The 24496-nt window shown below is 67.8% G+C and carries 23 protein-coding genes; 7 read left to right on the forward strand and 16 right to left on the reverse strand.

Features of this window, described 5'->3' with window-relative positions; translation table 11 throughout:
• Positions 1–5: 5 nt before the first annotated feature.
• Complete coding sequence (locus tag ABD844_RS46850) at positions 6–389, forward strand: hypothetical protein (protein WP_344894393.1); 384 nt, start codon at positions 6–8, stop codon at positions 387–389.
• 128 nt (positions 390–517) lie between these two features.
• Here the strand turns inward: ABD844_RS46850 and ABD844_RS46855 are convergent, their stop codons facing one another.
• The 3 genes from ABD844_RS46855 to sodN all read right to left on the reverse strand — a co-directional run bounded on the left by ABD844_RS46855 (position 518) and on the right by sodN (position 2282).
• Positions 518–1297, reverse strand: coding sequence for an RNA polymerase sigma factor SigF (locus ABD844_RS46855; RefSeq protein ID WP_176573444.1), 780 nt, complete (start codon positions 1295–1297; stop codon positions 518–520).
• Between the two features lie 17 nt (positions 1298–1314).
• Positions 1315–1752 carry an ATP-binding protein gene (locus ABD844_RS46860; protein WP_344894406.1) on the reverse strand — a complete coding sequence of 146 codons (438 nt, stop codon included), beginning with the start codon at positions 1750–1752 and terminating at the stop codon, positions 1315–1317.
• A 128-nt stretch (positions 1753–1880) separates the two neighbouring features.
• Positions 1881–2282 (reverse strand): superoxide dismutase, Ni, encoded by a 402-nt coding sequence (sodN, locus tag ABD844_RS46865; protein WP_344894409.1) that lies wholly within the window; start codon positions 2280–2282, stop codon positions 1881–1883.
• A 17-nt stretch (positions 2283–2299) separates the two neighbouring features.
• Between sodN and ABD844_RS46870 the strand changes: the two genes are divergently transcribed.
• The gene (locus ABD844_RS46870; protein WP_344894412.1) at positions 2300–2671 is read left to right on the forward strand and encodes a S24 family peptidase; all 372 of its coding nucleotides are present in this window, start codon (positions 2300–2302) and stop codon (positions 2669–2671) included.
• A 121-nt stretch (positions 2672–2792) separates the two neighbouring features.
• On the opposite strand, the gene ABD844_RS46875 is transcribed toward ABD844_RS46870, so the two are convergent.
• The 4 genes from ABD844_RS46875 to ABD844_RS46890 all read right to left on the reverse strand — a co-directional run bounded on the left by ABD844_RS46875 (position 2793) and on the right by ABD844_RS46890 (position 5828).
• Complete coding sequence (locus ABD844_RS46875) at positions 2793–3218, reverse strand: CGNR zinc finger domain-containing protein (protein ID WP_344894415.1); 426 nt, start codon at positions 3216–3218, stop codon at positions 2793–2795.
• 184 nt (positions 3219–3402) lie between these two features.
• Entirely contained in the window at positions 3403–4146 is a 744-nt protein-coding gene (locus tag ABD844_RS46880; RefSeq protein WP_344894419.1) for an amino acid ABC transporter ATP-binding protein, read from the reverse strand.
• Entirely contained in the window at positions 4143–4970 is an 828-nt protein-coding gene (locus ABD844_RS46885; RefSeq protein ID WP_344894422.1) for an amino acid ABC transporter permease, read from the reverse strand. The genes ABD844_RS46880 and ABD844_RS46885 overlap by 4 nt, the downstream gene beginning before the upstream one ends.
• A 3-nt stretch (positions 4971–4973) precedes the next feature.
• Positions 4974–5828 (reverse strand): ABC transporter substrate-binding protein, encoded by an 855-nt coding sequence (locus ABD844_RS46890; RefSeq protein WP_344894425.1) that lies wholly within the window; start codon positions 5826–5828, stop codon positions 4974–4976.
• A gap of 261 nt (positions 5829–6089) precedes the next feature.
• Here ABD844_RS46890 and ABD844_RS46895 point away from each other — a divergent pair, with 261 nt between their 5' ends.
• Together ABD844_RS46895 and ABD844_RS46900 are read left to right on the forward strand one after the other, a co-directional pair.
• Positions 6090–7298 carry an NAD(P)-dependent malic enzyme gene (locus tag ABD844_RS46895; RefSeq protein ID WP_344894428.1) on the forward strand — a complete coding sequence of 403 codons (1209 nt, stop codon included), beginning with the start codon at positions 6090–6092 and terminating at the stop codon, positions 7296–7298.
• 271 nt (positions 7299–7569) lie between these two features.
• The gene (locus tag ABD844_RS46900; protein ID WP_344894431.1) at positions 7570–8928 is read left to right on the forward strand and encodes an NsdA family TPR-like regulatory protein; all 1359 of its coding nucleotides are present in this window, start codon (positions 7570–7572) and stop codon (positions 8926–8928) included.
• Between the two features lie 69 nt (positions 8929–8997).
• Here the strand turns inward: ABD844_RS46900 and ABD844_RS46905 are convergent, their stop codons facing one another.
• From ABD844_RS46905 to ABD844_RS46935, 7 genes are all read right to left on the reverse strand, one after another.
• Positions 8998–10539, reverse strand: coding sequence for a trypsin-like serine peptidase (locus ABD844_RS46905; protein ID WP_344894434.1), 1542 nt, complete (start codon positions 10537–10539; stop codon positions 8998–9000).
• A gap of 173 nt (positions 10540–10712) precedes the next feature.
• On the reverse strand, positions 10713–12305 hold the full coding sequence (locus ABD844_RS46910) for a trypsin-like serine peptidase (protein ID WP_344894437.1): 1593 nt from the start codon (positions 12303–12305) through the stop codon (positions 10713–10715).
• 433 nt (positions 12306–12738) lie between these two features.
• Entirely contained in the window at positions 12739–14343 is a 1605-nt protein-coding gene (locus ABD844_RS46915; RefSeq protein WP_344894440.1) for a trypsin-like serine peptidase, read from the reverse strand.
• Between the two features lie 530 nt (positions 14344–14873).
• Positions 14874–15299 (reverse strand): transposase, encoded by a 426-nt coding sequence (locus tag ABD844_RS46920; RefSeq protein WP_344894443.1) that lies wholly within the window; start codon positions 15297–15299, stop codon positions 14874–14876.
• Between the two features lie 204 nt (positions 15300–15503).
• Positions 15504–16667, reverse strand: a complete 1164-nt coding sequence (locus ABD844_RS46925) for a trypsin-like serine peptidase (protein WP_344894446.1) — start codon at positions 16665–16667, stop codon at positions 15504–15506.
• 195 nt (positions 16668–16862) lie between these two features.
• Positions 16863–17954, reverse strand: coding sequence for a trypsin-like serine peptidase (locus ABD844_RS46930; RefSeq protein ID WP_344894449.1), 1092 nt, complete (start codon positions 17952–17954; stop codon positions 16863–16865).
• 347 nt (positions 17955–18301) lie between these two features.
• The gene (locus ABD844_RS46935) at positions 18302–19423 is read right to left on the reverse strand and encodes a trypsin-like serine peptidase (protein ID WP_344894452.1); all 1122 of its coding nucleotides are present in this window, start codon (positions 19421–19423) and stop codon (positions 18302–18304) included.
• Between the two features lie 499 nt (positions 19424–19922).
• On the opposite strand from ABD844_RS46935, the gene ABD844_RS46940 reads away from it, so the two are divergent.
• From ABD844_RS46940 to ABD844_RS46950, 3 genes are all read left to right on the forward strand, one after another.
• The gene (locus tag ABD844_RS46940; RefSeq protein WP_344894455.1) at positions 19923–20810 is read left to right on the forward strand and encodes a hypothetical protein; all 888 of its coding nucleotides are present in this window, start codon (positions 19923–19925) and stop codon (positions 20808–20810) included.
• 44 nt (positions 20811–20854) lie between these two features.
• Positions 20855–21811, forward strand: coding sequence for a zinc-binding dehydrogenase (locus ABD844_RS46945; RefSeq protein ID WP_344894458.1), 957 nt, complete (start codon positions 20855–20857; stop codon positions 21809–21811).
• Positions 21812–21876: 65 nt separating this feature from the next.
• Complete coding sequence (locus ABD844_RS46950; protein ID WP_344894461.1) at positions 21877–22740, forward strand: oxygenase MpaB family protein; 864 nt, start codon at positions 21877–21879, stop codon at positions 22738–22740.
• Positions 22741–22820: 80 nt separating this feature from the next.
• On the opposite strand, the gene ABD844_RS46955 is transcribed toward ABD844_RS46950, so the two are convergent.
• Both ABD844_RS46955 and ABD844_RS46960 read right to left on the reverse strand, forming a co-directional pair.
• Positions 22821–23573: a PadR family transcriptional regulator gene (locus ABD844_RS46955; RefSeq protein ID WP_344894464.1), complete on the reverse strand. Its 753-nt coding sequence runs from the start codon at positions 23571–23573 to the stop codon at positions 22821–22823.
• A complete protein-coding gene (locus ABD844_RS46960) occupies positions 23570–24373 on the reverse strand; it encodes a DUF4097 family beta strand repeat-containing protein (RefSeq protein ID WP_344894467.1) in 804 nt (267 codons plus the stop codon). Before ABD844_RS46960 ends, ABD844_RS46955 begins: the two co-directional genes overlap by 4 nt.
• Positions 24374–24496 lie beyond the last annotated feature (123 nt).

Raw genomic sequence — 24496 nt, forward strand, 5'->3', positions numbered from 1 at the left:
GGACCGTGAACGCTCGCCCGCTTACCCTCCTCATCGCCGCCGTGGTCGTCGCCCTGGAGGGCCTGGTCGCGCTCGGACTCGGCGTCTTCGTCGCGGTCGAGACCCTCGTCGGGGCTCCCGACGACATGACCAGCGCCGCGGCGGAGGCGGTGTTCGGGCTGCTCGTCGGCGCGGGGCTGCTCTGGGTGGCCTGGGGCGGGCTGTTCCGGATGGAGCGGTGGGGGAGGTCACCCGCCGTGCTGACCCAGATCTTCATGCTGCCGGTGGGCGTCACGCTCACCCAGTCGGGTTGGCCGCAGCTCGGCATCCCGCTGATCGCGGTGGCGGTGGCGGGGCTGGTGACGCTGCTGGCGCCGCCCACCACCCGCGCGTTGTACGGAAGCGGATAGCCGGTGGGCCCTCGCGGCGGACAGCGAGTGTGCGCGGTCGGGCCCTCGCGCAGGCTTGGCGCGTTCGCGGTCGGGCCCGCCGTGCCGGAATCTCGAACGGCTGATCTCGGGTTTCGGGGGGTCTCGGGCTAGTCTTCCGCGGTCAGGCCCTCGCGCAACTGGGCCAGGGTGCGGGCCAGCAGGCGTGAGACGTGCATCTGTGAGATGCCCAGCTCGGTGGCGATCTGCGACTGCGTCATGTTGCCGAAGAAGCGCAGCAGCAGAATGCGCTTCTCGCGCGGCGGCAGCCGCTCCAGCAGCGGTTTGAGCGACTCGCGGTATTCGACGCCCTCGAGCGACTCGTCCACGATGCCGAGGGAGTCGGACACGGCGGGCGCGTCGTCGTCGCCGGAGTCGGGCGCGTCGAGGGACACGGTCGAGTACGCGTTGGCCGACTCGAGCCCCTCCAGCACCTCCTCCTCGGTCATCTTGAGGTAGGAGGCCAGCTCGGCCACGGTCGGGGCGCGCCCCTCGCGCTGCGAGAGATCGCTTATCGCCTTGGTCAGCGAGAGCTTCAGCTCCTGCAGGCGGCGCGGCACGCGGACCGCCCAGCCCTTGTCGCGGAAGTGCCGCTTGATCTCGCCGACGATGGTGGGCGTGGCGTAGGTGGAGAACTCCACGCCGCGGTTGAGGTCGAACCGGTCGATGGACTTGATCAGACCGATGGTGGCGACCTGGGTGAGGTCGTCGAGCCACTCGCCCCGGTTGCGGAACCGGCGCGCCAGGTATTCGACCAGCGGAAGGTGAAGCTCGACCAGCTCGTCCCTGATGCGCTGGCGGCGCGGCTCCTCGGGGCCCAGCTCGGCCAGCTCGGCGAAGAGCATGCGGGCGCGCACCCTGTCGGGCACGGCGTGTTCGCTGGTGGCCATGGCTCCAGTCCTTTCCGTCACGCCGGCCCTGCCGTACTCCGGGCCGCGGCTCGGCGCTTGCGCAGGACGATCGCCATGCGGTCGGGGGAGCCGGTCACCGCGTCGACGTCGTCGGCCAGTGCGGTCAGCACCATCCAGGCGAAGTCGTCGCGTTTGGGGGCTGAGCTGCCGACGGTGGCCACCTCGACCCTGACCTGCATCTCCTGCCCGGTCAGCTCGAACTCCGCGGTCAGGTCTGTGCCCGGCACCGCCTCGCTCAGCAGCATGGCACAGGCCTCGTCGACCGCGATCCGCAGATCTTCGATCTCGTCCAGGGTGAAGTCAAGCCGCGCCGCAAGGCCGGCGGTAGCCGTACGCAGCACAGACAGGTAGGCACTGGCGGCGGGGAGCCTGATGCTCACCACGTCGCGGATGCCGGCCACGCCCTCCGCGCGCGTCTCGGTTTCCTCGGTCACGTTCCTCCTCGCGAATCCGACGCTGACTGCAACTTACCGCCCCTGAGAGGTGCTTGGACGATTCAGACTCGCCATCGACGGAAAAGGCTCTGCGCGGTCTGCGACCGCACAGAGCCTTATATGCCGTTTTAGGCTGCCTTGGTCTCCCAGAAGATCTTGGAGATCTCGTCGATCTTGCCCAGCAGGTCCTCAGCCTTGGCGACGTCAACGGTGCCCTTGGCCCCGGCGGCGCCGGCCAGCTTCGTGGCGTCCCAGAAGAGCTGGTGGAGCTGCGGGTACTGCTCGAGGTGCGGCGGCTTGAAGTAGTCGGTCCAGAGCACCCACAGGTGGTGCTTGACCAACTCGGCGCGGTCTTCCTTGATCTTGATGGCACGGGCGCGGAAGACCGGGTCCTCGTTGGCCGCGTACTTCTCCATGATCGCCTTGACCGACTCGGCCTCGATGCGGGCCTGAGCGGGGTCGTAGACCCCACACGGCAGGTCGCAGTGTGCGGAAGCGACATGCTTGGGTCGTAGCAGTCGTGCGAGCATCAGAAAGTCCTTCCTGGATGCTGAATCAGCTTGGTCCACAACCGACCTTACTCGTGTCCCAACGCCTGCGGAGTAGGGGGTCACAGCCGATGAGAGTGCGTGTCGAAGGGGATTCGATGCGGCCGGCGCTGGTTCCCGGTGACTGGCTGCTGGTGCGCCGGGGCGCCACGGTGCACCCTGGCGACCTCGTTGTGGCCAGACTTCCCGGGGAGCCCGACCGGCTGATCGTGAAACGGGCCCAGTGGCACGGCGCGGACGGGTGGTGGCTGGAGAGCGACAACCAGCGCGCCAGTGGCCGCCGCGACAGCTGGGACTTCGGGCCGGTCCAGGACATCGTGGGGCGCGTGGTGCTGCGTTACTGGCCGCTGCTGCCGCGGCGGCGCCGCTAGACCGACGACACAACGCATGCGGCTCGCCGGGATGACTCAGGAGCCGGGACGACTTACGAGCCGGGACGACTTACGAGCCGGGACGACTTACGAGCCGGGACGACTCACGAGCCGGGACGACTCACGAGGCGGTGCGGCGGCGGGCGCGGAAGGCGGCCACGTTCGCCCGGCTGGCGCAGCGGGACGAGCAGTAACGGCGCGAGCGGTTCGACGAGGTATCGAGGAAGGCGAGCCCGCAGCGCGGCTCCCGGCAGCGGCCCAGGCGGTCGACGCCCAGCTCGGCCACGACCGCGGCCAGCCCCATCACGGCGGTCGCGGCCGGGTCCTCGGCCAGGTGGAGATGCCAGCCGCTGCCGTCGTGGTCGGAGAGCTGAGGGTGTACGGGATAGCGCGCGAGCAGGGCGTTGAGCCGCTCGGCCACGGCACGGTCGTCGCCGGCCGCGTCGAACACGGCGGCCAGCTCGTCGCGCAGCCGGCGCAGCTCGGGCGGCGGGGCGAGGTCGTTGGCCAGCCGGACCGCCCACTCGGCGTAAGAGGTGAGGTCCATCCCTGCGTATTACACCAGAAAGGCGGGGCGGCCCGCTGACTTCGCGGGCGCCCCGTCTCTCCGGCACGGCCCTTCTCCGGCCCGGCCCCTCTTCGGCTTTCGGTGCGGCCCCGCCGGCCTGGCGGGCCGCCCTGTCCTTCGGAGCGGCCCGCCGAGGTCGGCGGGTGCCCTGCCCCTTCGCGGGTTATCCCTCGGGGTGCAGGACGCGGTGCAGGAACACGCGGGTGCGCTCGTGCTGCGGGTCGCCGATCACCTGGGCCGGGACGCCGTCCTCGACGATCACGCCGCCGTCCATGAAGACCACCCGGTCGGCCACCTCCCGCGCGAAGCCCATCTCGTGCGTGACCACGAGCATGGTCATGCCCTCCTCCGCCAGCTTGCGCATGACGGTGAGCACGTCGCCGACCAACTCGGGGTCGAGCGCCGAGGTGGGCTCGTCGAACAGCATCAGGTCGGGGCTCATCGCCAGCGCCCTGGCGATGGCCACCCGCTGCTGCTGCCCGCCCGAGAGCTGGGACGGCGGGACGTCGCACTTGCTGCCGACGCCGACCTTGTCCAGGTTCTCCCTGGCGATGACCTCGGCCTCCCGCCTGCCGCGCTTCAGCACCCGCTGTTGGGCGATCATGACGTTCTGCAGTGAGGTCATGTGCGGGAACAGGTTGAACTGCTGGAAGACCATGCCGATGCGGCGGCGTACGGCGTCGATGTCCACGTCGGGGTCGGTCACCTCGACGCCCTCCACGAACACCTTGCCCCTGGTCGGCCGCTCCAGCAGGTTCACGCAGCGCAGCAGGGTGGACTTGCCCGAGCCGGACGGCCCGATGACGCAGACCACCTGGCCGGGGTCGACGGTCATGTCGATGCCCCTGAGCACCTCGTTCCTGCCGAAGTGCTTGTGCAGGTCGCGCAGCTCGATGGCGTGTGTCATCGCGTCCTCCCCTTGCGTCCCTCCAGGCGGGAGGCGAGGTATCCCAGCGGGATCGTGACGATCAGGTACGTGACGCCGGCCACCATGATGGGGGTGGCGTTGGCGTACTGGGAGGCCAGGTCGTTGCCGAACTTGGCCAGCTCGACGTACTCGCCGGAGACGCCGAGGAACAACACCAGCGACGAGTCCTTGAGCAGCGAGACGAACTGGTTGGTGGTCGGCGGGATGACCATGCGGATCGCCTGCGGGATCACCACGGTGACCTGGGCGCGCGTGGCCGACATGCCCAGCGACCTGGCGGCCTCGGTCTGCCCCTTGGGCACGGCCTGCAGGCCCGCGCGGAAGACCTCCGCCTGGTAGGCGGCGCCGACCAGGCCGAGCCCGAGGATGCCCTGCCCGTACGTGCCGCCCGGCACCGCGAAGCCCGGCAGCGCCAGCGGCAGGAACGTGATCATCAGGAAGATCAGCAGCGCGGGCAACCCGCGGAAGATCTCGATGTACACGAGCGAGATCCACCGGTACGGCCCCACCTGCGACAACCGCATCAGCGCCAGCAGCAGCCCCAGCAGGAACGCGAACACGAACCCGCCGACCGCGTAGATGATCGTGTTGCGCAGCGCCACCGTGAACAGGTCGGGCAGCGTCTCGCGCGCCACGTCGACCTTGGCGAAGTTCTGGGCGAGGCTGCCCCAGTCGGCGTACAGGACGAGCGCGACGAGCGCGGCGGCCAGGACGACGTACTGGATGACCCTGCTGACCTGCTGTTTTTTGCGAGGGCTGAGCCTGGCGCGGCCAGGCTCAGCCGTCTTGGGCTGGTCGGCCATGGATCAGCCCAGCTCGCCGGGCTTCTTGCCGAACCACTTCACGTAGATCTGCTCGTAGGTGCCGTCCTGCTTGGCCTTGGCGATCTCTTCGTTGATCGTCTTGAGCAGGGTGGGGTCGGCGCCCTTCTTGAGTCCGACGCCGTACTGCTCGCCGGTCTCGAGGCTGGCGATCAGCTCGAACTTCGCGGCGACGTCGGGCTTCTTCAGCCAGGTGAGCACGACGGGCAGGTCCTGGACGATGACGTCGGCCTGGCCGGCCTGCAGGGCCAGCAGTTCCTTGGAGGAGTCGGCGTACTCGGTGGGGTCGAAGCCGTTCTTCTTGACGTGGTCGAGGCCGGTGGTGCTGGCCTGCGCGCCCAGCTTGAGACCCTTGGCCTTGACGTCCTCCAGGGACTTGGCGCCGGTGCCCTTCTTGGCCAGCAGCGCCTGCGTGGCGTCGAAGTACGGGTCGGAGAAGTCGATGTTCTTCTGCCGGTCCGGAGTGATGGTCATGCCCGCGGCGGCGAGGTCGCACTTGCCGGCGGCCATGGCCGCACCGCTCTTGATCACCGCGAAGTCGATGTCCACGATGTTCTGGGTGACGCCCAGCTTCTTCGCGGCCAGGTCGACGATGTCGACGTCGAACCCGACGATCTTGCCGCTCTCGTCCTTGAACTGGAACGGCTCGTACGGGATGTTCGTACAGACTGTGAGTTTGCCGGGTTGCACCAGCTTGACGCCGCCGGACGCGGAGGCGCCGGCACTGGTCGTACCGGTGCTCGAGCCGGTCTCACCGCCACACGCGGTCAGCGCGAGAGCGGCGGTCAAGGCGAGCGCGCCGGCGGCGTAGCCGCGGCGGCCCTTGGGGCTGAGGGCCATGTACGGCCTCCTCGAAGTGAAATGCCACGAAACTTGCGTTTTGTGCAGTTTAAATGGCTTTTAGCTGCGGTCAGTCATCGGGCATTTAACGATGCGTCAACAGAACGGCTCCGGCACTGACACCGAACACCGTCTCACCCGTGGCACTATGGTGTGACGGGTGACCCCCGAACCCCCTCACGTGACGATCGGCGAGGGGAGTCTGGCAGCTACCGAAGCCAGCCCGCTCGAGCTCGTCCGCCGTAGGTTTCTCCGCTACCGATGACTACTGGGGTCGCTGTGGCTGCCACGCCCGCTTCTGCTTCCGACGAAAATCTCGATCTCGATCCGGCGTTCGCGCTGCACCGCGGCGGCAAGATCGAGATCCGCTCCACCGTTCCCGTCCGCGACGCGGACGATCTCGCCCTCGCCTACACCCCCGGCGTCGCCCGGGTCTGCACGGCCATCGCCGACAACCCCGCGCTGGCCGACGAATACACCTGGGTTCCCAACGTGGTCGCCGTCGTCACCGACGGCACCGCCGTGCTCGGCCTGGGCGACATCGGCCCCTCGGCGGCCATGCCCGTCATGGAGGGCAAGGCGCTGCTGTTCAAGGAGTTCGCCAACGTCGACGCCGTGCCGCTCTGCCTCGACTGTACCGACGTCGACGCGCTGGTCGAGACCGTGGTGCGGCTCGCGCCGTCGTTCGGCGGCGTCAACCTCGAAGACATCAGCGCTCCCCGCTGCTTCGAGATCGAAGAGCGGCTGCGCGGCCTGCTCGACATCCCCGTCTTCCACGACGACCAGCACGGCACCGCCATCGTGGCGCTGGCCGCCCTGCAGAACGCCGCCCGCCTGACCGGCCGCCCCCTGGGCGACCTGCGGGCCGTCGTGGCCGGCGCGGGCGCCTCCGGCGTCGCCGTCACCCGCATTCTTCTTGAGGCGGGCATCGGCGACATCGCGGTCTCCGACTCCAAGGGCCTGATCTACGAGGGCCGTGAGGGCCTCAACCAGGTCAAGCAGCTCCTGGCCAAGGACACCAACCGGGCCGGGCGCACCGGCTCCACAGAGGACGCCCTGGAGGGCGCCGACGTGTTCGTGGGGCTGTCGGGGTCCACGGTCTCCGAGGCGGCCATCGCGTCCATGGCGCCTGAGTCGATCGTGTTCGCGCTGTCCAACCCGACGCCCGAGGTGCATCCCGACGTGGCCGCCAAGCACGCCGGCGTCGTGGCCACCGGGCGCTCCGACTTCCCCAACCAGATCAACAACGTGCTGGCGTTCCCCGGCGTCTTCCGCGGCGCCATCGACGTGCGGGCCACCGCCATCACCGAGAACATGAAGGTGGCCGCGGCCAACGCGCTGGCGGGCGTCGTGGGCGACGACCTGTCGGCGACGTACGTCGTTCCGAGCCCGTTCGACGCCCGGGTCGCGCCCGCCGTGGCCGCGGCGGTCTCCGCGCAGGCCCGCGCCGACGGCGTCGCCCGTCGCTGAACCACTCCCACACGTGCGGGCGAGCGGCCTTTCGGCCCTCGCCCGTTCTGTCTTCATCGGGTGCGCCTCCGGGTGCTGCCGTGCCTGAAACCGGTCGGTGACCTGCCCGTTCAGGTGCCGGCGCGGCCGGCCTGACCGTGAGCGGAACCGGTGGGGTGCGCGGGAGGCTTTTGGCCGACCTTGGAAAACCGTCGTAAAACCTTTACGCAAGGTGCTATAACAGTAGCTCTCTGTAGGGATGTGGGCGCCGACTCCTGTGACGAGGAGAGCGATGGAACGCGAGCCGAACCGACTGCTACAGCAGCTCATCGTGGAGGCGGGCTTTTCCCACAAGGGACTGGCCAGGCGCATCAACGATCTGGGAGCCGCACGTGGCACACCGGGCCTCAAGTACGACCACAGCTCCGTCCTGCGCTGGATCGGAGGTCAGAGGCCGCGCGACCCGGTGCCGTGCCTGCTCACGGAGATCTTCGCGCTACGGCTAGGTCGGCCGGTCACCTCGGAAGATCTGGGCATGCCGGCCAGCCTCACACCCCTCGACCTCGGACAGGAGTTCACGCACACGTGGCAGGAGGGGGTCGCGACCGTGACGGCGCTGTGGCGAGCCGACGTGGAGAGACGGCGGTTCCTGATCGACTCCACACTCGCAATCGGAGCAGGCTCCGTAGGAGCCGTACGCTGGCTGACGTCCCCCACCGAGGGACGCCCCAGCGGCATGGGCGCGCGGCGGGTGGGCCGCGCCGACATCGCCGCCATCCACGAGGTCACCCGGTCCTTCGGTGAGCTCGACAACCGATTCGGCAGCGGCCGCGTCCGCTCGTCGGTGGTCAAATACCTCGACACCGCCGTGGCCCCGCTGCTCAAGGACGGCTCCTACGGCGAGTCCACCGGCAGGCAACTCGCCGCCGCGGCGGCCGAGCTGACCCGCCTGGCGGGCTGGATGGCCTACGACATGGAGCAGCACGGCCTCGCCCAGCGCTACCTCATCCAGGCCCTGCGCCTGGCCAGGGGCGCCGACGACCACACCCTGGGCGGGGAGATCCTGGCCGGCATGGCACACCAGGCCATCTACATGGGTCAGTCGGCCCACGCCCTCGACCTGGCCAGGGCCGCCCAGATCTCCGCTCGCAAGGCGGGCGTCCAGACGCTCCTGGCCTCCGCGCACGTCCTGGAGGCGCACGCGCACGCGGGCCTGGGCGACGCCCGCGCCTGTGGCGGCTCCCTGCACGAGGCCGAGCGCGCCTTCGAGACCCGCAGGCCCGAGGACGAGCCCTCCTGGCTGAGCTACTTCGACGAGGCATATCTGGCGGCCAAGTTCGCCCACTGTTTCCGCGACCTCGGGGAGGGCGAGCGCGTCGTCCGCCAGGCGCGGCGCTCGCTCGACATGGACGGCCGCTATGTCAGGGGCCGCATGTTCAACCTGTCGCTGCTGGCCGCCGGGCTGGTGCAGTGCGGCGAACTGGAGGAGGCGTGCACGGTGGCCGCCGGCGCGCTGGCCCTGGCCACTGAGCTGCAGTCGGCGCGCTCGCGCTCCTACGCGGCCGACCTGCGCAGGCGGCTGGAGCCGTACAAGAGCGAGCGGCCGGTGATGGCGCTGCGGGAGCGCACTCGGGAGCTCTCTGCGGTCTGAACACGTGAACGGCCCGGACCGCTCGGGGGTCCGGGCCGTTCACGTGTGTCCGGTTACTTCAGAAGCTCGTTACTTCAGGAGCTCGCCCTTGGGGCCGACGATCGACTTGGTCGCCGCGTAGTTGGCCTTGTTGTAGACGTCGGCGGTCTCACCGTCGAAGATGGCGGAGCTGATCGCGTCGATCCGCCCGTTGCCGTCGTTGTCGGCGAACACGCTGGTCACGCCGTTGACGTAGCCGGTGCGCTTGCTGTTGTCGTACTTCATGAGCCAGGGGCCGCCGTCGGCGCCGCCGGTCATGGAGCACTTGAGCACCTGGTGCGTCTCGACCTTGAACGTGTTGACCTGAACGCTCTTCGTACCGGTCTTGCCGCTGCACCACTTGGGCGTGACGCCGGTGAACGCGCGGTCGCCGTCGGGGTGGGGGGCGCTCGGGTAGCCGAAGGCGGTCACCTGCTGGCCGAGCGGCTGGTTCCAGGCGAAGCCCTGACCACCGACCACGTCACCGAGCCGCCCCAGGTCCTTGGCGATGCCGAGGATGTAGTGATCGCGGAAGTAGCGGACGGTCGTGCCCGACTTCACCCACTGCTTGAGGTAGTAGGAGGTCTTGAACCAGGCGGTCTCGACGCCGTTGGCGTCCTTGGTGACCGCGAGCTTGCCCAGGAACTTGCCGTCGCCCTTCTCCGCCAGGAGCTTCTTGTACTCCTCCTGGCTGATGGGCGTCGGGCCGTCCTCCACGTACTGCTCGCCGTTGACGTCGCTGCCGGTGTCCTTCGGCGCCTTGGCGTAGCTGGCCTCGGTGACCTCGACCCGGGTCAGCACCTTCTGACCCGGGTAGTTGTGGGCCACCTTCTCCGGAGTGACGTCGAAGTCCTTCGACCAGTACGGCCCCGCGGGCCCGTACTTGTCGAAGCCGGCGTCGTACTCCTCCTTCTTGATCTCCTCGTGCTTGATCCACTTGTCGCCCGCCCACGCGGCGAACTCGCTCTTGACGACCTCCCGCTCACTCGCCAGGGCGAAGCCGTTGTGGACCGCGACGAAGGCGTAATCGCCGTCGTAGTCGTCATAGGTGTCGAGGTCGTAGGCCGTGAAAGCGTAGGCGCCCACGTAGACGCCCCAGGGGGCCCTGCCCTGGTAGTAGCCGGGCACGAAGATCCACTTGCGGAAGACGTCCTCGCCGCTCTCGAAGACGCAGTGGCCGGCGGTGGCGACGAGGTTACGGTTGCGGGCCTGGATGGAGGTGGCCGAGCACCAGCGGTAGCGGCCCGCCTTGTCGAGGAAGAAGACCTTGCCGATGGTCTTGGGGAGGTTGACGTTCTTGGACGCGGCCGGCTTGGCGGCGGTGGTCGGGCCGGTCATGCCGGGCTTGCCGTCGGGGGTGCCCTTGCCGCCGGACGAGACCAGCTTGGACACCTCCTTGGTGTCCAGGTTGTATTGCGTGGCCTTCCGGAGAGCCGCACCGTTGGAGTCGAGCCAGAAGTAGGCGGCGCTGTACGCGTCGGCCGGCTTCGGGAGGAGGTCGTCCTGGACCCAGTTCGGCTGGGCGGTGGCGGGGGCGGCAAGGGCGGCGGCACTCAGACCGGCGGCTACGAGGGGGATGAGCAGGCGCTTCAACGGAGGCTCCACAGTTGTCAAAAAGGGTGTAAAAACCCTATCGACCCTTTAGTCGCTTTGGTAAGGGAAATGCGCAGATTCCCCAGAATGGCCAAAGGGCCCGGCTGGATGCCGAGCCCTTTGGTTACTGCAGTTGAACGCCGAACAAGTCGCCGTTCACGATCGGCAGCTGACTACGGGATGAGCTTGCCGGACCACGCGGCCGCAGCGGCCTTGTAGATCGCAGCCGTCTCACCGTCGAAGATCGCCGAGGTGATCGTGTCGTAGCGCTTGTTGTCGTCGGTGTCAGCGATGAGGCTGGTGACACCGTTGACGTAGCCGAGACGCTTGCTGTTGCTGTACTTGTACAGCCACGGGCCACCGTCGTAGCCGGCGGTCACGGTGCACTTCAGGGACTGCTGCTCCTCGACCTTCTTGGACGGGATGAGCAGAACCTTGGAAGCGGTCTTGCCGTAGCACCACTTCGGCGTGACACCGGTGAACGGCTTGTTGCCGTCCAGGTGCGGGCCGTAGGGGTAGCCGAAGGTGCGGACGTACTTGCCGGTCGGCTGGTTCCACGCGAAGCCCTGGCCGCCGACGTTGTCGCCGAGGCGACCAACGCTCTTGACCGAGTGCTCCTGGACGTAGTACTCCTCGACCCAGTACTTCGTCAGAGCGGTGGCCTGAACCCACTTCTTGACGAAGAACCGCTGCTTGTACCAAGCAACCTCGGTGCCGTCCTTGACGTCGGCGCGCACCTTGCCCAGGAACTTGCCGTCGCCCTTGTCAGCCTTGAGCTGCTCGTACTCTTCCTTGCTGATCGGCACTTCGGTGCTGAGGCGCTCGAACTTGTTGCCGTTGTCCAGGCCAGTCTTGGCGGCGGTGTACGTCGCCTCAGTGACCTCGACACCGGTCAGCTTGACGCCGCCGACGCCGGAGGCGATGTAGTCCTCGATCTTGCCTGCGGCGTCCGCGGGCTTGGCCACGGACTCGACCTTGGGGTCGGTCAGGGCCGACTTGTACGGGCCAGACTCGCCGTACTTGTCGTAGCCCGCCGCGAACTCGTCCTTCGTGATCGGGGTCTCCTTGACGAAGCCCTTGCCACCCTTGGCCACGTGGGCCTTGTACTCGCTCGGGGTGACCTTGGTCGTCTTGTTGGCGACGCCGCCGATGCCGTCGTAGACGGTCACGAACGCGTAGTCGCGGTCGAAGTCCTCGTACACGTCGAAGTCGTAGTGGGTGAAGGCCTGCTTACCCACGTAGATGCCGAACGGAGCCTTGCCCTGGTAGTAACCGGGGACGAAGACCCAGTTGGACAGGACGTCCTTGTTGGCGCCGACCTCGTACACGCAGTGACCGGCCGTGGCGACCAGGTTGCGGTACTGCGACTGGATCGAGGTGCCGGAGCACCAGTAGTTCTTGCCGTCGCTGCCCTGGAAGAAAACCTTACCGATGGTCTTCGGCAGGTTCACGTTCTGGACCTTGGCGGTGGTCTTCTTCTCCTCGCCGATGGGAGCGGTCGAGCCCGGCTTGGTGTCCGCGCTGTAACCGCCACCGCTCTTGATCTGGGAGACCTCGAGAGCGTCGGGGTTGAAGGCCGTGGCGCCCTTGAGCGCCGCGTTGTCGGACTGGGTCCAGAAGTCCAGGATCTGGGCCGCCTTGGCCGCGTTCGCGGCCAGAGCGTCAGACGCGACGGTGTCGTCGGCCTGAGCGGTGCCGGCCAGGCCGGCAGCGAGCAGACCAGTGGCCAGAATGGCGCCACCGGCCGGAAGGAGGATGCGCTTCAAGGTAACTCCTTGCGCTGTCGTGGAACGCCTCTTGCGTCCCATGCGTCAGTAAAGGGATAGCCAGGAACATACAGTGTCGATCTTGGGAACCGGTAGCCGCTTTGGCGGGAAAAGATGCGACAAGCCGGGCGTTATCGTTCTGTGATGTTTAGCTGGCCGATGCGCAGGAGTTGAGTGAAGCGGCCCTCGCCGCTATTTGCCCTGATCAACATAAAGAAGTGGTTAGTGTGGTGATTGGGGATAGAGCATCCGTCTGGTCCGTCTTGCGAAGGCGATGTGACACACATCACATTGAGGTGATGGCACCGTATCGGCGCGCGGTGCGTCCAAGCGGCCTCGCTTTCGGGCCAACAGCAGAAGGGCCCGGCAGGATGCCGGGCCCTTCGCTTGTAACGGTTATACGAACGGTCTAGGCCCGATCGCTATCCGTTACTTAGACAACCTTGCCGGACCACGCAGCCGCGGCGGCCTTGTAGATGGTGTTCGTCTCGCCGTCGAAGTACGGCGACGAGATGTAGTCCACGCGACCGTTGGAGTCCTGGTCGTTGAAGGTGCTGGTGACACCGTTCACGTAGCCGAGACGCTTGCTGTTGCTGTAGTTGTACAGCCACGGGCCACCGTCGGCGCCCTCGGTCATGGCGCACTTGAGGGCGACGTGCTCCTCGATCTTCTTGGCGGCGGAACCGACCAGCTTCGCCGAAGTCTTGCCGTAGCACCACTTCGGCGTGACGCCGGTGTAGTTCTTGTTGCCGTCGGGGTGAGGAGCGGCCGGGTAGCCGAACACGCGGACGTTCTTGCCGGTCGGCTGGTTCCACGCGAAGCCCTGGCCGCCGACGTTGTCGCCGAGACGGCCGGCGTCCTTGGCGGCGATGTCGACGAGGTAGTAGTCCTCGACCCAGTACTTCACCTGAGCGGTGGACTTGATCCACTTCTTGATGAAGAACTGCTGCTTGAACCAGGCGACCTCGGTCTTCTTGTCATCGCCGAGCTGGGCGCGGACCTCGCCCATGAACTTGCCGTCGCCCTTGTCGGCCTTCAGCTTGTCGTACTCTTCCTTGCTGATGGGCACTTCGGTGCTCAGGCGCTCGAACTTGTGGCCGTTGTCGAAGCCGGTGCCGGCCGCGGTGTACTGCGACTTGTAAACCTCGGCACCAGTGAGCTGGACACCCTTGGTGGGGCCCTCGCCCTTGATGTAGGCGTCGACGTTCTTGTCCGTCACGTCGGCAGGCTTCGCGACGGTCTCGACCTTGGGGTCGACGGCCTTCGACTTGTACGGACCATCCTCGCCGTACTTGTCGTAGCCCGCCTGGAACTCAGCCTCGGTGATCGTCGTTTCCTTCACGTAGCCGACACCGCCCTTGGCGACGTGGGCCTTGTACTCGCTCGGGGTGACCTTGGTGGTCTTCCCGGTGACGTTGACGCCGTTGTACACGGTCACGAACGCGTAGTCGCGGTCGTAGTCCTCGTACACGTCGAAGTCGTAGTGCGTGAAGGCCTGCTTACCAACGTAGACGCCCCAAGGAGCCCGGCCCTGGTAGTAACCCGGGACGAAGACCCACTTGGACATGACGTCCGTGTTGTTGGCCGTGTCGTACACGCAGTGACCGGCCGTGGCGACCAGGTTGCGGTACTGCGACTGGATCGAAGTGGCGGAGCACCACTTCTTCTCGCCCTTGCTGTTGACGAAGAACACCTTGCCGATGGTCTTCGGCAGGTTGACGTTCTGGACCTTGACGGTGGTCTTCTTCTCTTCGCCGATCGGAGCGGTCGAGCCCGGCTTGGTGTCCGTGGTGGACCCGCCCTTGCTCTGCAGCTTGGCGACGTCAGCCTTGTCCCAGACGTTCGACTCGGTAGCGGCCTTGAGGGCAGCACCGTTGTTGTCCGCCCAGAAGTTGGCGATGGCCTTCGCGTTGGCCGCGCTCGTCGTCAGGTTGTCCTTGGCGAGGGTGTCATCGGCCTGGGCGGTGCCGGCGAGGCCGGCAGCCAGAAGACCGGTGGCCAGGATGGCGCCACCGGCGGGGATGAGGATGCGCTTCAAGGGAACTGCTCCTTGCTCTGTCGTGGGTCGCAACGTGCGTCCCATGCGTCAGTAAAGGGATAGCAAGGAACATAGCGTGGTGATCTACGCAGGTGGAAGCCGCTTTGAGTGATCCGGTAACCCCCCTGATCGCCGTGACCTTTCCGTGACCAGTCAGAGATCTTCGTGTGCCGCGTCCATCGATTCGCGTTTTTGCTGGGTATGTGGGGGTTGTTGTTGACGGGGCGAAAGTGTCGTTAACGGTTGAACACGTACCGTAGTCGGCAAAACGTGACCCAGATCACAGGAACCGAATGGGAACCTGGCCCGTCTAATCTCGATCGTTTCTCACAGGAGATCTTCAGGTTCCGCTCTGGAGCCGTGCGGAAGCCCGTGTCCGCCGGGGCTCGCGACGGTTCTGGAGGGGAGCATAAGGGGTGGATTGTCCGGAAATGCGAAGACCTCCGCCTGAGTGGAGCCGGCAGCTCCACCCCGCGCGGAGGTCTTGGATGTCTCGCCTGTGAGCTTGCTGAGTGTGTCGGCGGGCCCGCCTATTGACTTCTTGGCCTGATGGCCTCGCCGAGGAGGTGCTGGAGGCTGGTCAGTACGGCTGCGTCCTTGATGTGGGGGAGCAGCGGGGTGGTGAACGGGCTGCCGGGGCCGGGGCGGTGCGTCCGGGGGAAGGCGAAGTCCGGCGGTGTCTCGGCCTGGTGGGGGTGGGCCGTGCCGGCCTGGAGGGCGTACATGAGGCGCTGCCAGGTGCCGTCGGCCCGCCAGCGGCGGTGGCGCCGGTAGATGCTGACCCAGCAGCCGTACCGCTCGGGCAGGCAACGCCAGCGGACGCCGGTGCGGGCTTGGTAGAGCAGTCCGTTGACGATGGTTCGGTCGTCGGTCGACCGGTTGCGCTGTGCGTCGTCTATGGGAAGCAGGGCGGCCACGCGTTCCCATTCGGCGTTCGTCAGATCATGGTGACGCATGCGCCCATCGTGACAAGGCAAATACTGTCTGTCACAAGAACCAATAAAGATCTTCGCAGAGGGCCGGGGAAGGTCCGGTCATGTGGTGTGTGTTCGTGGCGGGACGCTGTCCGGGGCCTTCGGTGCTCCTGTGTAAGTAATGGCCCCGGAAACACCAAGGCGAGGGCCTCGACGCCCGAGGCCCTCGCTTTCCCCTGGTAGGGCTTACTTGTACAGCTCGCCGTTCGAGCCGACGATCTTGCCGGACCACACGTTCTTGGCCGCGTTGTAGACGCCGGCCGTCTCACCGTCGAAGTACGGCGAGGTGATGTAGTCGATCCGGTCGTTGCCGTCCTGGTCGGCGAACGTGCTGGTGACGCCGTTCACGTAGCCCAGACGCTTGGCGTTGCTGTAGTTCAGCAGCCACGGGCCGCCGTCGTACCCGGGGGTCACGGCGCACTTGAGGCCGATGTGCTCCTCGATCTTGAGCCAGGAGGCGCCGACCGTCTTCGGGGTGGTCTTGCCGTAGCAGTGCTTCGGCGTCACGCCGCTGTACGGCTTGTTGCCGTCGGGGTGCGGGGCCGACGGGTAACCGAAGGTGCGCACGGCCTTGCCGGTGGGCTGGTTCCAGGCGAAGCCCTGGCCACCGACGTTGTCGCCGAGGCGACCCGCGTCCTTGGTCTCCAGGATGTAGTGCCGGCCGCCCCACGACCGCTTCGGGCCGCTGAAGCGCTGGTAGTCGTTCTGGCTGACCTGCTTGATGCCGTTGAACAGGACACCGTTGTAGACGGTGACGAACGCGTAGTCGCGGTCGTAGTCCTCGTAGGTGTCGAAGTCGTAGTGGGTGAAGGCCTGCTTGCCCACGTAGACGCCCCAAGGAGCCCTGCCCTGGTAGTAGCCGGGGACGAAGATCCACTTGCCGAGCGTGGGGGCGTTGCTGTCGGTGTCGTACACGCAGTGGCCGGCCGTGGCGACCAGGTTGCGGTAGTTCGACTGGATGGAGGAGGCCGAGCACCAGCGGAGCTTCCCGCTGCCGTCGACGAAGAAGACCTTGCCGACGCTCTTGGGCAGGTTGACGTTCTGGGCCTTGGCGGTCGACTTCGACTCCCCGGTCGGCGCCGTCATGCCGGGCCGGCCGTCGGGGTCGGCGCCGCCCTTGGAGACGACCTTCCTGACTTCGTTCGAGTCCCACGTGTACTGGGTCGCGGACCGGAGCGCCGCACCGTTGGCCGCCAGCCAGAAGGAGGCGACGGAGACGGCGTCGGAGGTGTTGCGGGCCATCGGGTCGTGGGAGACGTCGCCGTCGGCCATGGCCGTGCCGGACAGACCGCTGGCGAGCAGGCCGGTCGCCAGGACGGCACCGCCGGCGGGCAGAAGGATTCGCTTCAAGGTAACTCCAGGTTGCGCTGACATGAGGCGCCTCGTGCACCCCCGAACTCAGCAAACGGACAGCCCGGAACCTACAGCTTTGACTGTCGTCATGTGAATTTTCGGTAGATCATGTCAACGTTCCAAGGCCTGTCGTGACCTTGTCGAGATCTAGAACTGGCTGATCACCCGCAGTGATCATGCAGTTGCTATGACTTACGTCACATTTGCCAGGATGCCGACTCCCGCGGCGCGTCGGTAGACCTCGCCGGTGGTCGTGTCGAAGTGCGGCGCCGACACCGCGTCGTAGCGCCCCTTGGCGTCCCGGTTCCAGGTGAGGCTGTTGACGCCGTTCAGGTTGCCGAGCCTGCGGGCGTCGTCGTAACCGATCAGCCACGGCCCGCCGCTGGCGCCCGGGCTGAAGTCGCAGGGCTGCAGCTCTACGCCCTTCTGCAGGTCGAGGCTGGGGGCGACGGTGTAGCGGGTGACGCGTTCCGGGCACTGCTTCAGCGTCTTGCCGTCGTACGGGCGCGTGCCGTCGGGCTGCTGCCCGGCCGGGTAGCCGAAGGCGGCCACCGTGTACGCGCCGGGCTTCTTGTTCAGTTCGAGCCCGACGCCGCCCACGTTGTCCTGGAGCCGGCCGACGTCCTGCATGACGTAGGCGCCGTCCTTGGCGGTCCAGACGAAGCCGCGCTGCACGGTGACGAACGCGTAGTCGAAGTCGTAGTCGCCCTTGCCCGACCAGTCCTCGTGCATGCTGATCGAGGCGCCCACGTAGATGCCGTCGGGCGTCTCACCGTTGGGGCCGGGGTTCGGGACGAAGATCCAGTAGTCGGCGGCCTTGCCCTGCCGCGGGTCGTACGTGCAGTGTCCGGCCGTGGCGACGACGCTGCGGTTCTTGGCCGCGACGGCGCTGGCCGAGCACCAGTACTCCTTGTCCCCGAACCGGAAGTAGACCTTGCCCATGGTCCGCGCGGTGCCCTTGCGCGGCGCGGCGGCCGGCACGGTCTGTGCGGCGGTGGCCCGGTTGACGGTGGTGGTGACGGCCGAGGCGGGGCCCGCGGTGGCGGCCGTCGAACTCGTCGGCGCGGCGGCGGCGCCGGGCGTGGCCGGGGTGTAGCTGTCGGCCTGCTTCAGGCGGTCGGGCTTCCAGTACTCGGCGACCCTCTTGACGTCCGCGACGGTCTTGGTCAGCGGGGCGGCGTACACCTTGCTGGGTGCGGCGTGGGCGATCCCCGTGAAGGCAGGCAGCAGCAGTAGCGCGCTGCCCAGGGCAGCGGCCACGAGGCGCCTGGCGCGGGGGATCATGAAATGCCTTTCTTGGGGTCGTAAGGGTGGATTTTTCCAGATGTACAGACGATATTGCAGCTTGGATAGAGATTCGTTACCTGATCAAGAGTGGCTCGTGAACTATAAGGACATCGTCAGATCAGGACTCTCGATACCTGTAAATGATCATTAGTGGACGACATCCTCGCAGGTCAGAGTGGGTGCGGATGGATCATTCGCGTACCGGGAATTCGCCGCCTTCCCGGCGCATTCGGTGGCGCTTCAGTGGTGTACGCCACTGCCCCGGACGGCCTCTCGTGCCCGCAATAGAGGGTGAGGGGAGGCCCCGGCTCCCAGGAGAGCCGGGGCCTGGGGTGCCAGCTTGATCACGGCATGTTGCCGGTCCACCGGTTGGCGGCGGCCTTGTACACGTTGTACGTGTCGGTGTTGAAGTACGGCGACGAGATGTGGTCGTAGCGGTCGTTGCCGTCGGTGTCCCATGCGACGCTGTTCACGCCGACCAGGTAGCCGGTGCGCGACGCGCTCTTGTAGTTGTAGATGAGGGGTCCGCCGCTCGCGCCGGCGGTGAAGGCGCACTTGACGCCGATGTGCTCCTGCAGGTTGTACTTCTTGGCCTCGGGCATCGCCTTGCTCTTGCCGTAGCAGTACTTCATCGTGCGGCCCGTGAACGGCTTGTCGCCGTCGGGGTGCTCGCCCGCCGGGTAGCCGAACGAGAACACGTTCAGCTTGGTGCTCCGGTTCCAGGTGAAGCCCTGGCCGCCGACGTTGTCGCCGAGCCGGCCCGCGTTCTTCACGGTCCACTGCCAGCGGTTGTTGACCTTCTCCCAGTTGACCTTGATGCCGTTGTAGACGTTGACGAACGCGTAGTCGTAGTCGTAGTCCTCCTTCACCACGAAATCGTCGTGCGCGTTGAACGTCTTGGCGGCGTAAATGCCGTAGGGGGCCTTGCCGGTCCAGACACTGTCGCCGTCCCAGTACGACGGGATGAAGATCCAGTTGTCGTAGAAGGTGTTCTTCTTGGTGTCGTACACGCAGTGGGCCGAGGTCGCCACCAGGTTGCGGAACTTGCCCTGCAGCGAGCTGGCCGAGCAGTAACGCCAGTTCTTCGGGTCGCGCGGATCGGCCTTCGGCAGCGTGAAGAACACGCGGCCGACCGTGTTCGGCAGGTTGACGTGCTTGCTCTTCGTGGTGGTCTTCTTCTCTCCGCCGATCGGGGGAACCGAGCCGGGCGGCCCGTCAGGGGTGTCGTTGCTGGCCTTGATGCCCTTGGTGGACAGGTCGAGGCCGTCGTCGTAGTCGGTTGCCAGCTTGATGCGGTCGGGCGTCCAGAACTGGATCGCCTGCTCCGCCGGGGTCGCCGCGTTCTTGGCGACGACGTCGGAGGGTGCCGTCGCGCCGGCAGCGGTGCCGCCGAGCGTTCCCGCCGCCAGGCCGATGGCCACCAGACCGGCGAGGGGGATCGCGATGCGCCTTGCTCGGGAATACATGGAGCTCCTCTCAGCTTTCGGCGGCCCAGAGCGGGGTACTGCGCCCCGGTGGGCCAGGAAAACGATCGGAACGTTAATGAATGGCGCGATCCGGCGACCAGGAAACGACGTGAAAAAGCATGGTCCGGTTCCTTTCCGTTATAGAGATACCGAGATCGCATGTATTACTGATCGGCATCCCCGCAGGCCGGAGGGGGTGCCCGGTTTTCTGTGGCAACATCGGCAACGCCATTTATCAAACGCCACTCCTTGTTCGGTCCTTATCAACGGAGTGATGTTCTGGCCGGCTGGTCGCATGGATCCGCGCGGGCTCACGGTCACCGGAGGGCCGCCGTACGCGGGGAGCAGGTGCGGGGACTGGTGGGGCAGGACGTCCGCGTGGTGAGCGGTTGTGAACTTGTGCCCTATCGACGGATATTTCGGGTCTTGCGCTGATGCCTGCCGCTCGATTGAACTGAGAACCTAGGGCGCAAGCCGGCACTACTCGGCGAGGAACGTCGTGGCTGACCAGTTCGACGTCATCGAGGCAGGCGAGCGCGGCCGTCGCCGGTGGGTCGGGCTGGTGGTGGTTCTGGCGCTCCTGCTGATCCCCGCTGTCAGCCTGCTGACCAGCCGTGACCCCGAGCCCGAGCCCACACGGCCGACGCCGGAGCCCATCAGGTCGCTGACCCGGCTGGAGAGCGCGCCCAACGTCCTCACCGTCCCCGCCGCGCGCAAGGGCGGCGACGAGGTCCTCCAGGTCGTGTTCCCGCACGGGGTGCGGGCCGAGGTGCGCTACCCGGCGGGGCTCGACCTCGACGAGAAGGGCTCGCGTCCCTTCCAGTCGGGGTGGGTGGACGGGAGGCTGCGGATGTTCGTGGCGCCGTACGGGGGCGAGGCCGAGATCACCCGCGGTGACGAGCCGATCAGGAACTTCGCCCCCAACGTGACCCTCTGGCCGCGCCAGGCCGGCAGCCGGTTCTACGGGCAGGTGCTGCTGTTCGCCTTCGGGCCGTGGCGGCTCGCGGTGCACGACCGCGGGTACGGCCCGGGTGACGCCCTGACGTTCGAGCAGCGGCTCACCCTCGCGCGGAGCCTGAAGGGCGCGGTGACCGAGCACGGCTACCTGGTGCTGTCGGCCGGTGGGGACGTACGGCTGGCCGAGCCGGGCGACACCGAGCAGGGTGCGCCGGTCGGCCCGCAGCTCTGGTTCGGCGGCGGCACGAGGGAGATGGTCGCGCTCGTGCCCACCCCCGACTGCCGGAAGAAGGCCAGGATGCCCCAGGTGATCGAGGGGCTCAGGCGGTCCGCCGAGATGGTGTGCCGCGGCGACGTGCTGGTGGCCGTGGCCGGGTCGGCGGAGTTCCGGCGGCAGGCGATCGAGGGCATCCGGGTCACGGTCAGGTGATGGCGATCCCGGGCGGGCGTACGGGGCTGAAGTAAGGTGCGGCCATGTTCGCCGTAACCGCCACACAGACCGATCCCGACCACCCGCTCGCCGGGCTGACGCTCGGTGAGCACCCGGAGCCGAAGGTGCCCGACGGCTGGACGACCGTCTCCGTACGCGCCGCCGCCCTCAACCACCACGACCTGTGGACGCTCAAGGGCGTCGGCATCAGGCAGGACCGGCTGCCGATCGTGCTCGGCTGCGACGCCGCCGGGGTGGACGAGGACGGCAACGAGGTCATCGTGCACTCCGTGATCGGCACGGGCGCCGACGAGACGCTCGACCCGAAGCGCACGCTGCTGTCGGAGGTGTACGACGGCACGTTCGCCGAGCGGGTCGCCGTGCCGCGGCGCAACCTGGTGCCCAAGCCGGCCGCGCTCTCGTTCGAGCATGCGGCGTGCCTGCCGACGGCGTGGCTGACCGCGTACCGGATGTTGTTCGACAAGGCCGGGCTCGAACCCGGGTCCACCGTCCTCGTGCAGGGGGCGGGCGGGGGCGTCGCGACCGCGCTGATCGCGCTCGGGCGGGCCGCCGGCTACCGGATCTGGGCCACCAGCCGCTCCGAGGACAAGCGCGAACGGGCCCGGCTGCTCGGCGCCGACCAGGTCTTCGAGCCGGGCGCGCGGCTGCCCGAGCGGGTGGACGCGGTCATGGAGACCGTCGGGCAGGCCACCTGGGACCACTCGCTCAAGTCGCTCAAGCCGGGCGGGCGCATCGTGGTCTCGGGCGCCACCAGCGGCGCGGTCCCGCCCGCCGACCTGAACCGGGTCTTCTTCCTGCAGCTCTCCGTGATCGGCTCCACCATGGGGACGCGTGCGCAGCTCCATCGGCTGGCCGTGTTCCTGGAGCAGACGGGGCTGCGGCCCGAGATCGACCGGGTGCTGCCGCTGACCGAGGCGCGGGACGGGTTCGCCGCCATGGCGGCAGGGGAGCTCTTCGGAAAGATCGTCTTCACCGGCTGAATAAGTGCTGGGTTACTGTCGGCCGTCCCGGGTGATACAAGGGGTGTGTCACCCGGGAGGCAGTCATGACCGATGTCGAGCCCTTCGGCCCAGGTTCGATGCACTGGGAGACCGCCGGCGAATACCGCAACCTGCTCGTGGCCGGCAGCGCGCTGGTGCTCCAGACGATGCACCCGGCGGTCGGGGCGGCGGTCGCCGAGCACTCCGCCTACAAGCACGACCCCTGGGGGCGGCTGGAGCGCACGCTCGTCTCCGTCCAGAAGTGGGTGTACGGCGGCGCCGACGGCCCCGCCGAGGGGCGGCGGCTGCGTGAGCTGCACCAGCCGATCGGCGGCGTCGACGAGCAGGGCCGCCACTACCACGCGCTGAACGGCGAGGCGTGGGCCTGGGTGCACCTGACCTTGTTCGAGCGGTTCATCGCGCTCAACCGCTACTTCGGCACCCCGTTCACCCGGGCCCAGGAACGGCGCTTCTACGAGGAGTCGCGGCGGCTCGGCGCGATCCTGCGGGTGCCGGAGCGGGAGCTGCCCGCGGACGCGGAGGCGTGCCGGCGATACTTCGAGGGGATGGTAGACCGGCGGCTGGAGGCGCACCCGACGGCGCTCGACGTGCTGGCGGTCATGCGGGTCACCCCGGCGCCACCCGGGTTGCCGGGGCCGCTGCGCCGGTGGTGGACGCCGGTCGGGATCAGGTCGGGGGAGCTCAACTACTTCGTCACCGTCGGGACGCTGCCGACCGCCGTACGGGGGAGGCTGGGGCTGCGGTGGACGGCCAGGGACGAGCGGCGTCTGCGGCGCCTCGGGCGGGCGGTGGCGATGGTGACGCCGTGGGTGCCCGAGCGGTTGCGGTACATGCCGATCGCCTATCGCGCGCGCAGGGCGGCCCGAGGGGTGCGGCGGCCGGACGGGCGGCGCCTCCGCTCCCGCTGACCTCGCCGTCCCAGGGGCCCGCCGGTCCCTTGCGGCGAAGGCGGCGGGCGCGGCGGGTGCGGAGAGCGCGGAGGGCGACGTCAGCGTTCGAGGATGTCGCGGACGCGCCGGGCGGTGTCGTCGAGCGTCGTACGCAGCTCCGCGAGCTTCTCCGGCGTCAGCCGGGCCTTCGAGGCCCCCTCGCGGATCTCGGCCACGATGTCGGCGAGCAGCTCGCCCAGCTCGGCGTCGAGCTCGGCCCGGTGGGGCGGCGCGTCGGACGCCTCGCCCCCGAGCGTGGCCCACACCTGCGACCAGATCCGGCGCCATTCCCCGGTGAACCGTTCGCCCTCGTCCTGCCAGTGGGTGGCGTTCTCCATCCACTGCCGCTTCTGCTGGTCCCTGAGCCGCCTGATGTCCTCCTTCTGCCGCTGCCGCATCCGCAGGGTGTCCTCCACCGCACCCGTACGCACGTCCTTGGCCATCCGCGTCAGCTCGTCGCGCAGCGACTTGACCGTGTCGCGCACGTCCTCCTTGACCTCGCGGGCGATGTCGCGCACGGAGGCGGAGATCTCCTGCTCCAGGTCGTCGAGCTCGTCGAGCCGGGCGTTCAGCTCCTCGCGGCCCTTGTCGGTGATCGAGAACACCTTCTTGCCCTCGACCACCTCGTGCGTCACCAGGCCCTCCTCCTCCAGGCGGGCCAGGCGGGGGTAGATGGTGCCGGGGGAGGGCGAGTAGACGCCGAGGAAGCGGTCTTGGAGCAGCCGGATGACCTCGTAGCCGTGGCGCGGGCTCTCCTCCAGCAGCTTGAGCAGGTACAGCCGGAGCCGGCCGTGACCGAAGACAGGACTCATTCCTTCTCTCCCTTGAGCAGCGTGACCTCGCCGGAGACGGTGACGGCCGACAGCGAGGCCATGCCGCCGCCCAGCCGTCCCGAGAGCGCCCTCGTGCCGGGGCCGCTCGTGGTGGCCAGCCCGTTGAACGTGCTGACGAGCCTGCCCGAGGTGGACCTGACGTTGACGTCGGTGTCGACGTTCTCGGGCAGCCTGACCAGGATGTCGCCGGACACGCTGTTGAACGTCACGTGTCCGGTCGGCCGCAGCGACAGGTCGGCCGTGATGCGGCCCGAGACCGTGTTCGCCTTGAGGCGGTGTGGCGTGCCGTCGGCCACGGTGAGGTCGCCGGAGACGCTGATGAACGACAAGTCGCCGTCCATCGCCCGGCTCTCGACGGCCCCGGAGACGGTGTTGGCGACCACGTCACCGCTGACGCCGTCGAGGACGATCTCGCCGGAGACGGTCTTGACCTGCGTCACCCGCTCGAACCCGGCCACCACGGCCGGGGCGGTCACCACGCCCGCCTTGACCCGGCAGCCCTTGGGGACGGCGATGGACAACACCGTGTGGCGGCGGTCGCGCCGGAGCCAGCCGAGCAGGCCGTCCCAGGTGAGGTCGCGGTAGGCGACGGTGAGCGATCTGGTGTGCTCGTCGTAGGTGACCACGAGCGGTGAGGCCGACTCGATCTCGGCGACCTCCAGGGTGGGTGTGCCGTCGCTGGCCAGGACGTCCAGGCGGCCGGCGACGATGCGTACGTCGAGCGAGTCCACTTCGCCGAAGGCCAGTTGTCCGGGCTCATCGATCGTCCACTGCGGCATGCTCCCCCGCCTCTCTCTGGCGACACGTATCTACGAGAATCACGATATGTCGCGTTCGCCGAAAACTCAAGATGTATCGCGTTTAGAAAGCGGGCGATTCATCGGGAACGGCCGAGGGCGGCG

The organism is Nonomuraea antimicrobica (assembly GCF_039536965.1).
In the GTDB taxonomy this organism is placed as follows: Bacteria; Actinomycetota; Actinomycetes; order Streptosporangiales; family Streptosporangiaceae; genus Nonomuraea; species Nonomuraea antimicrobica.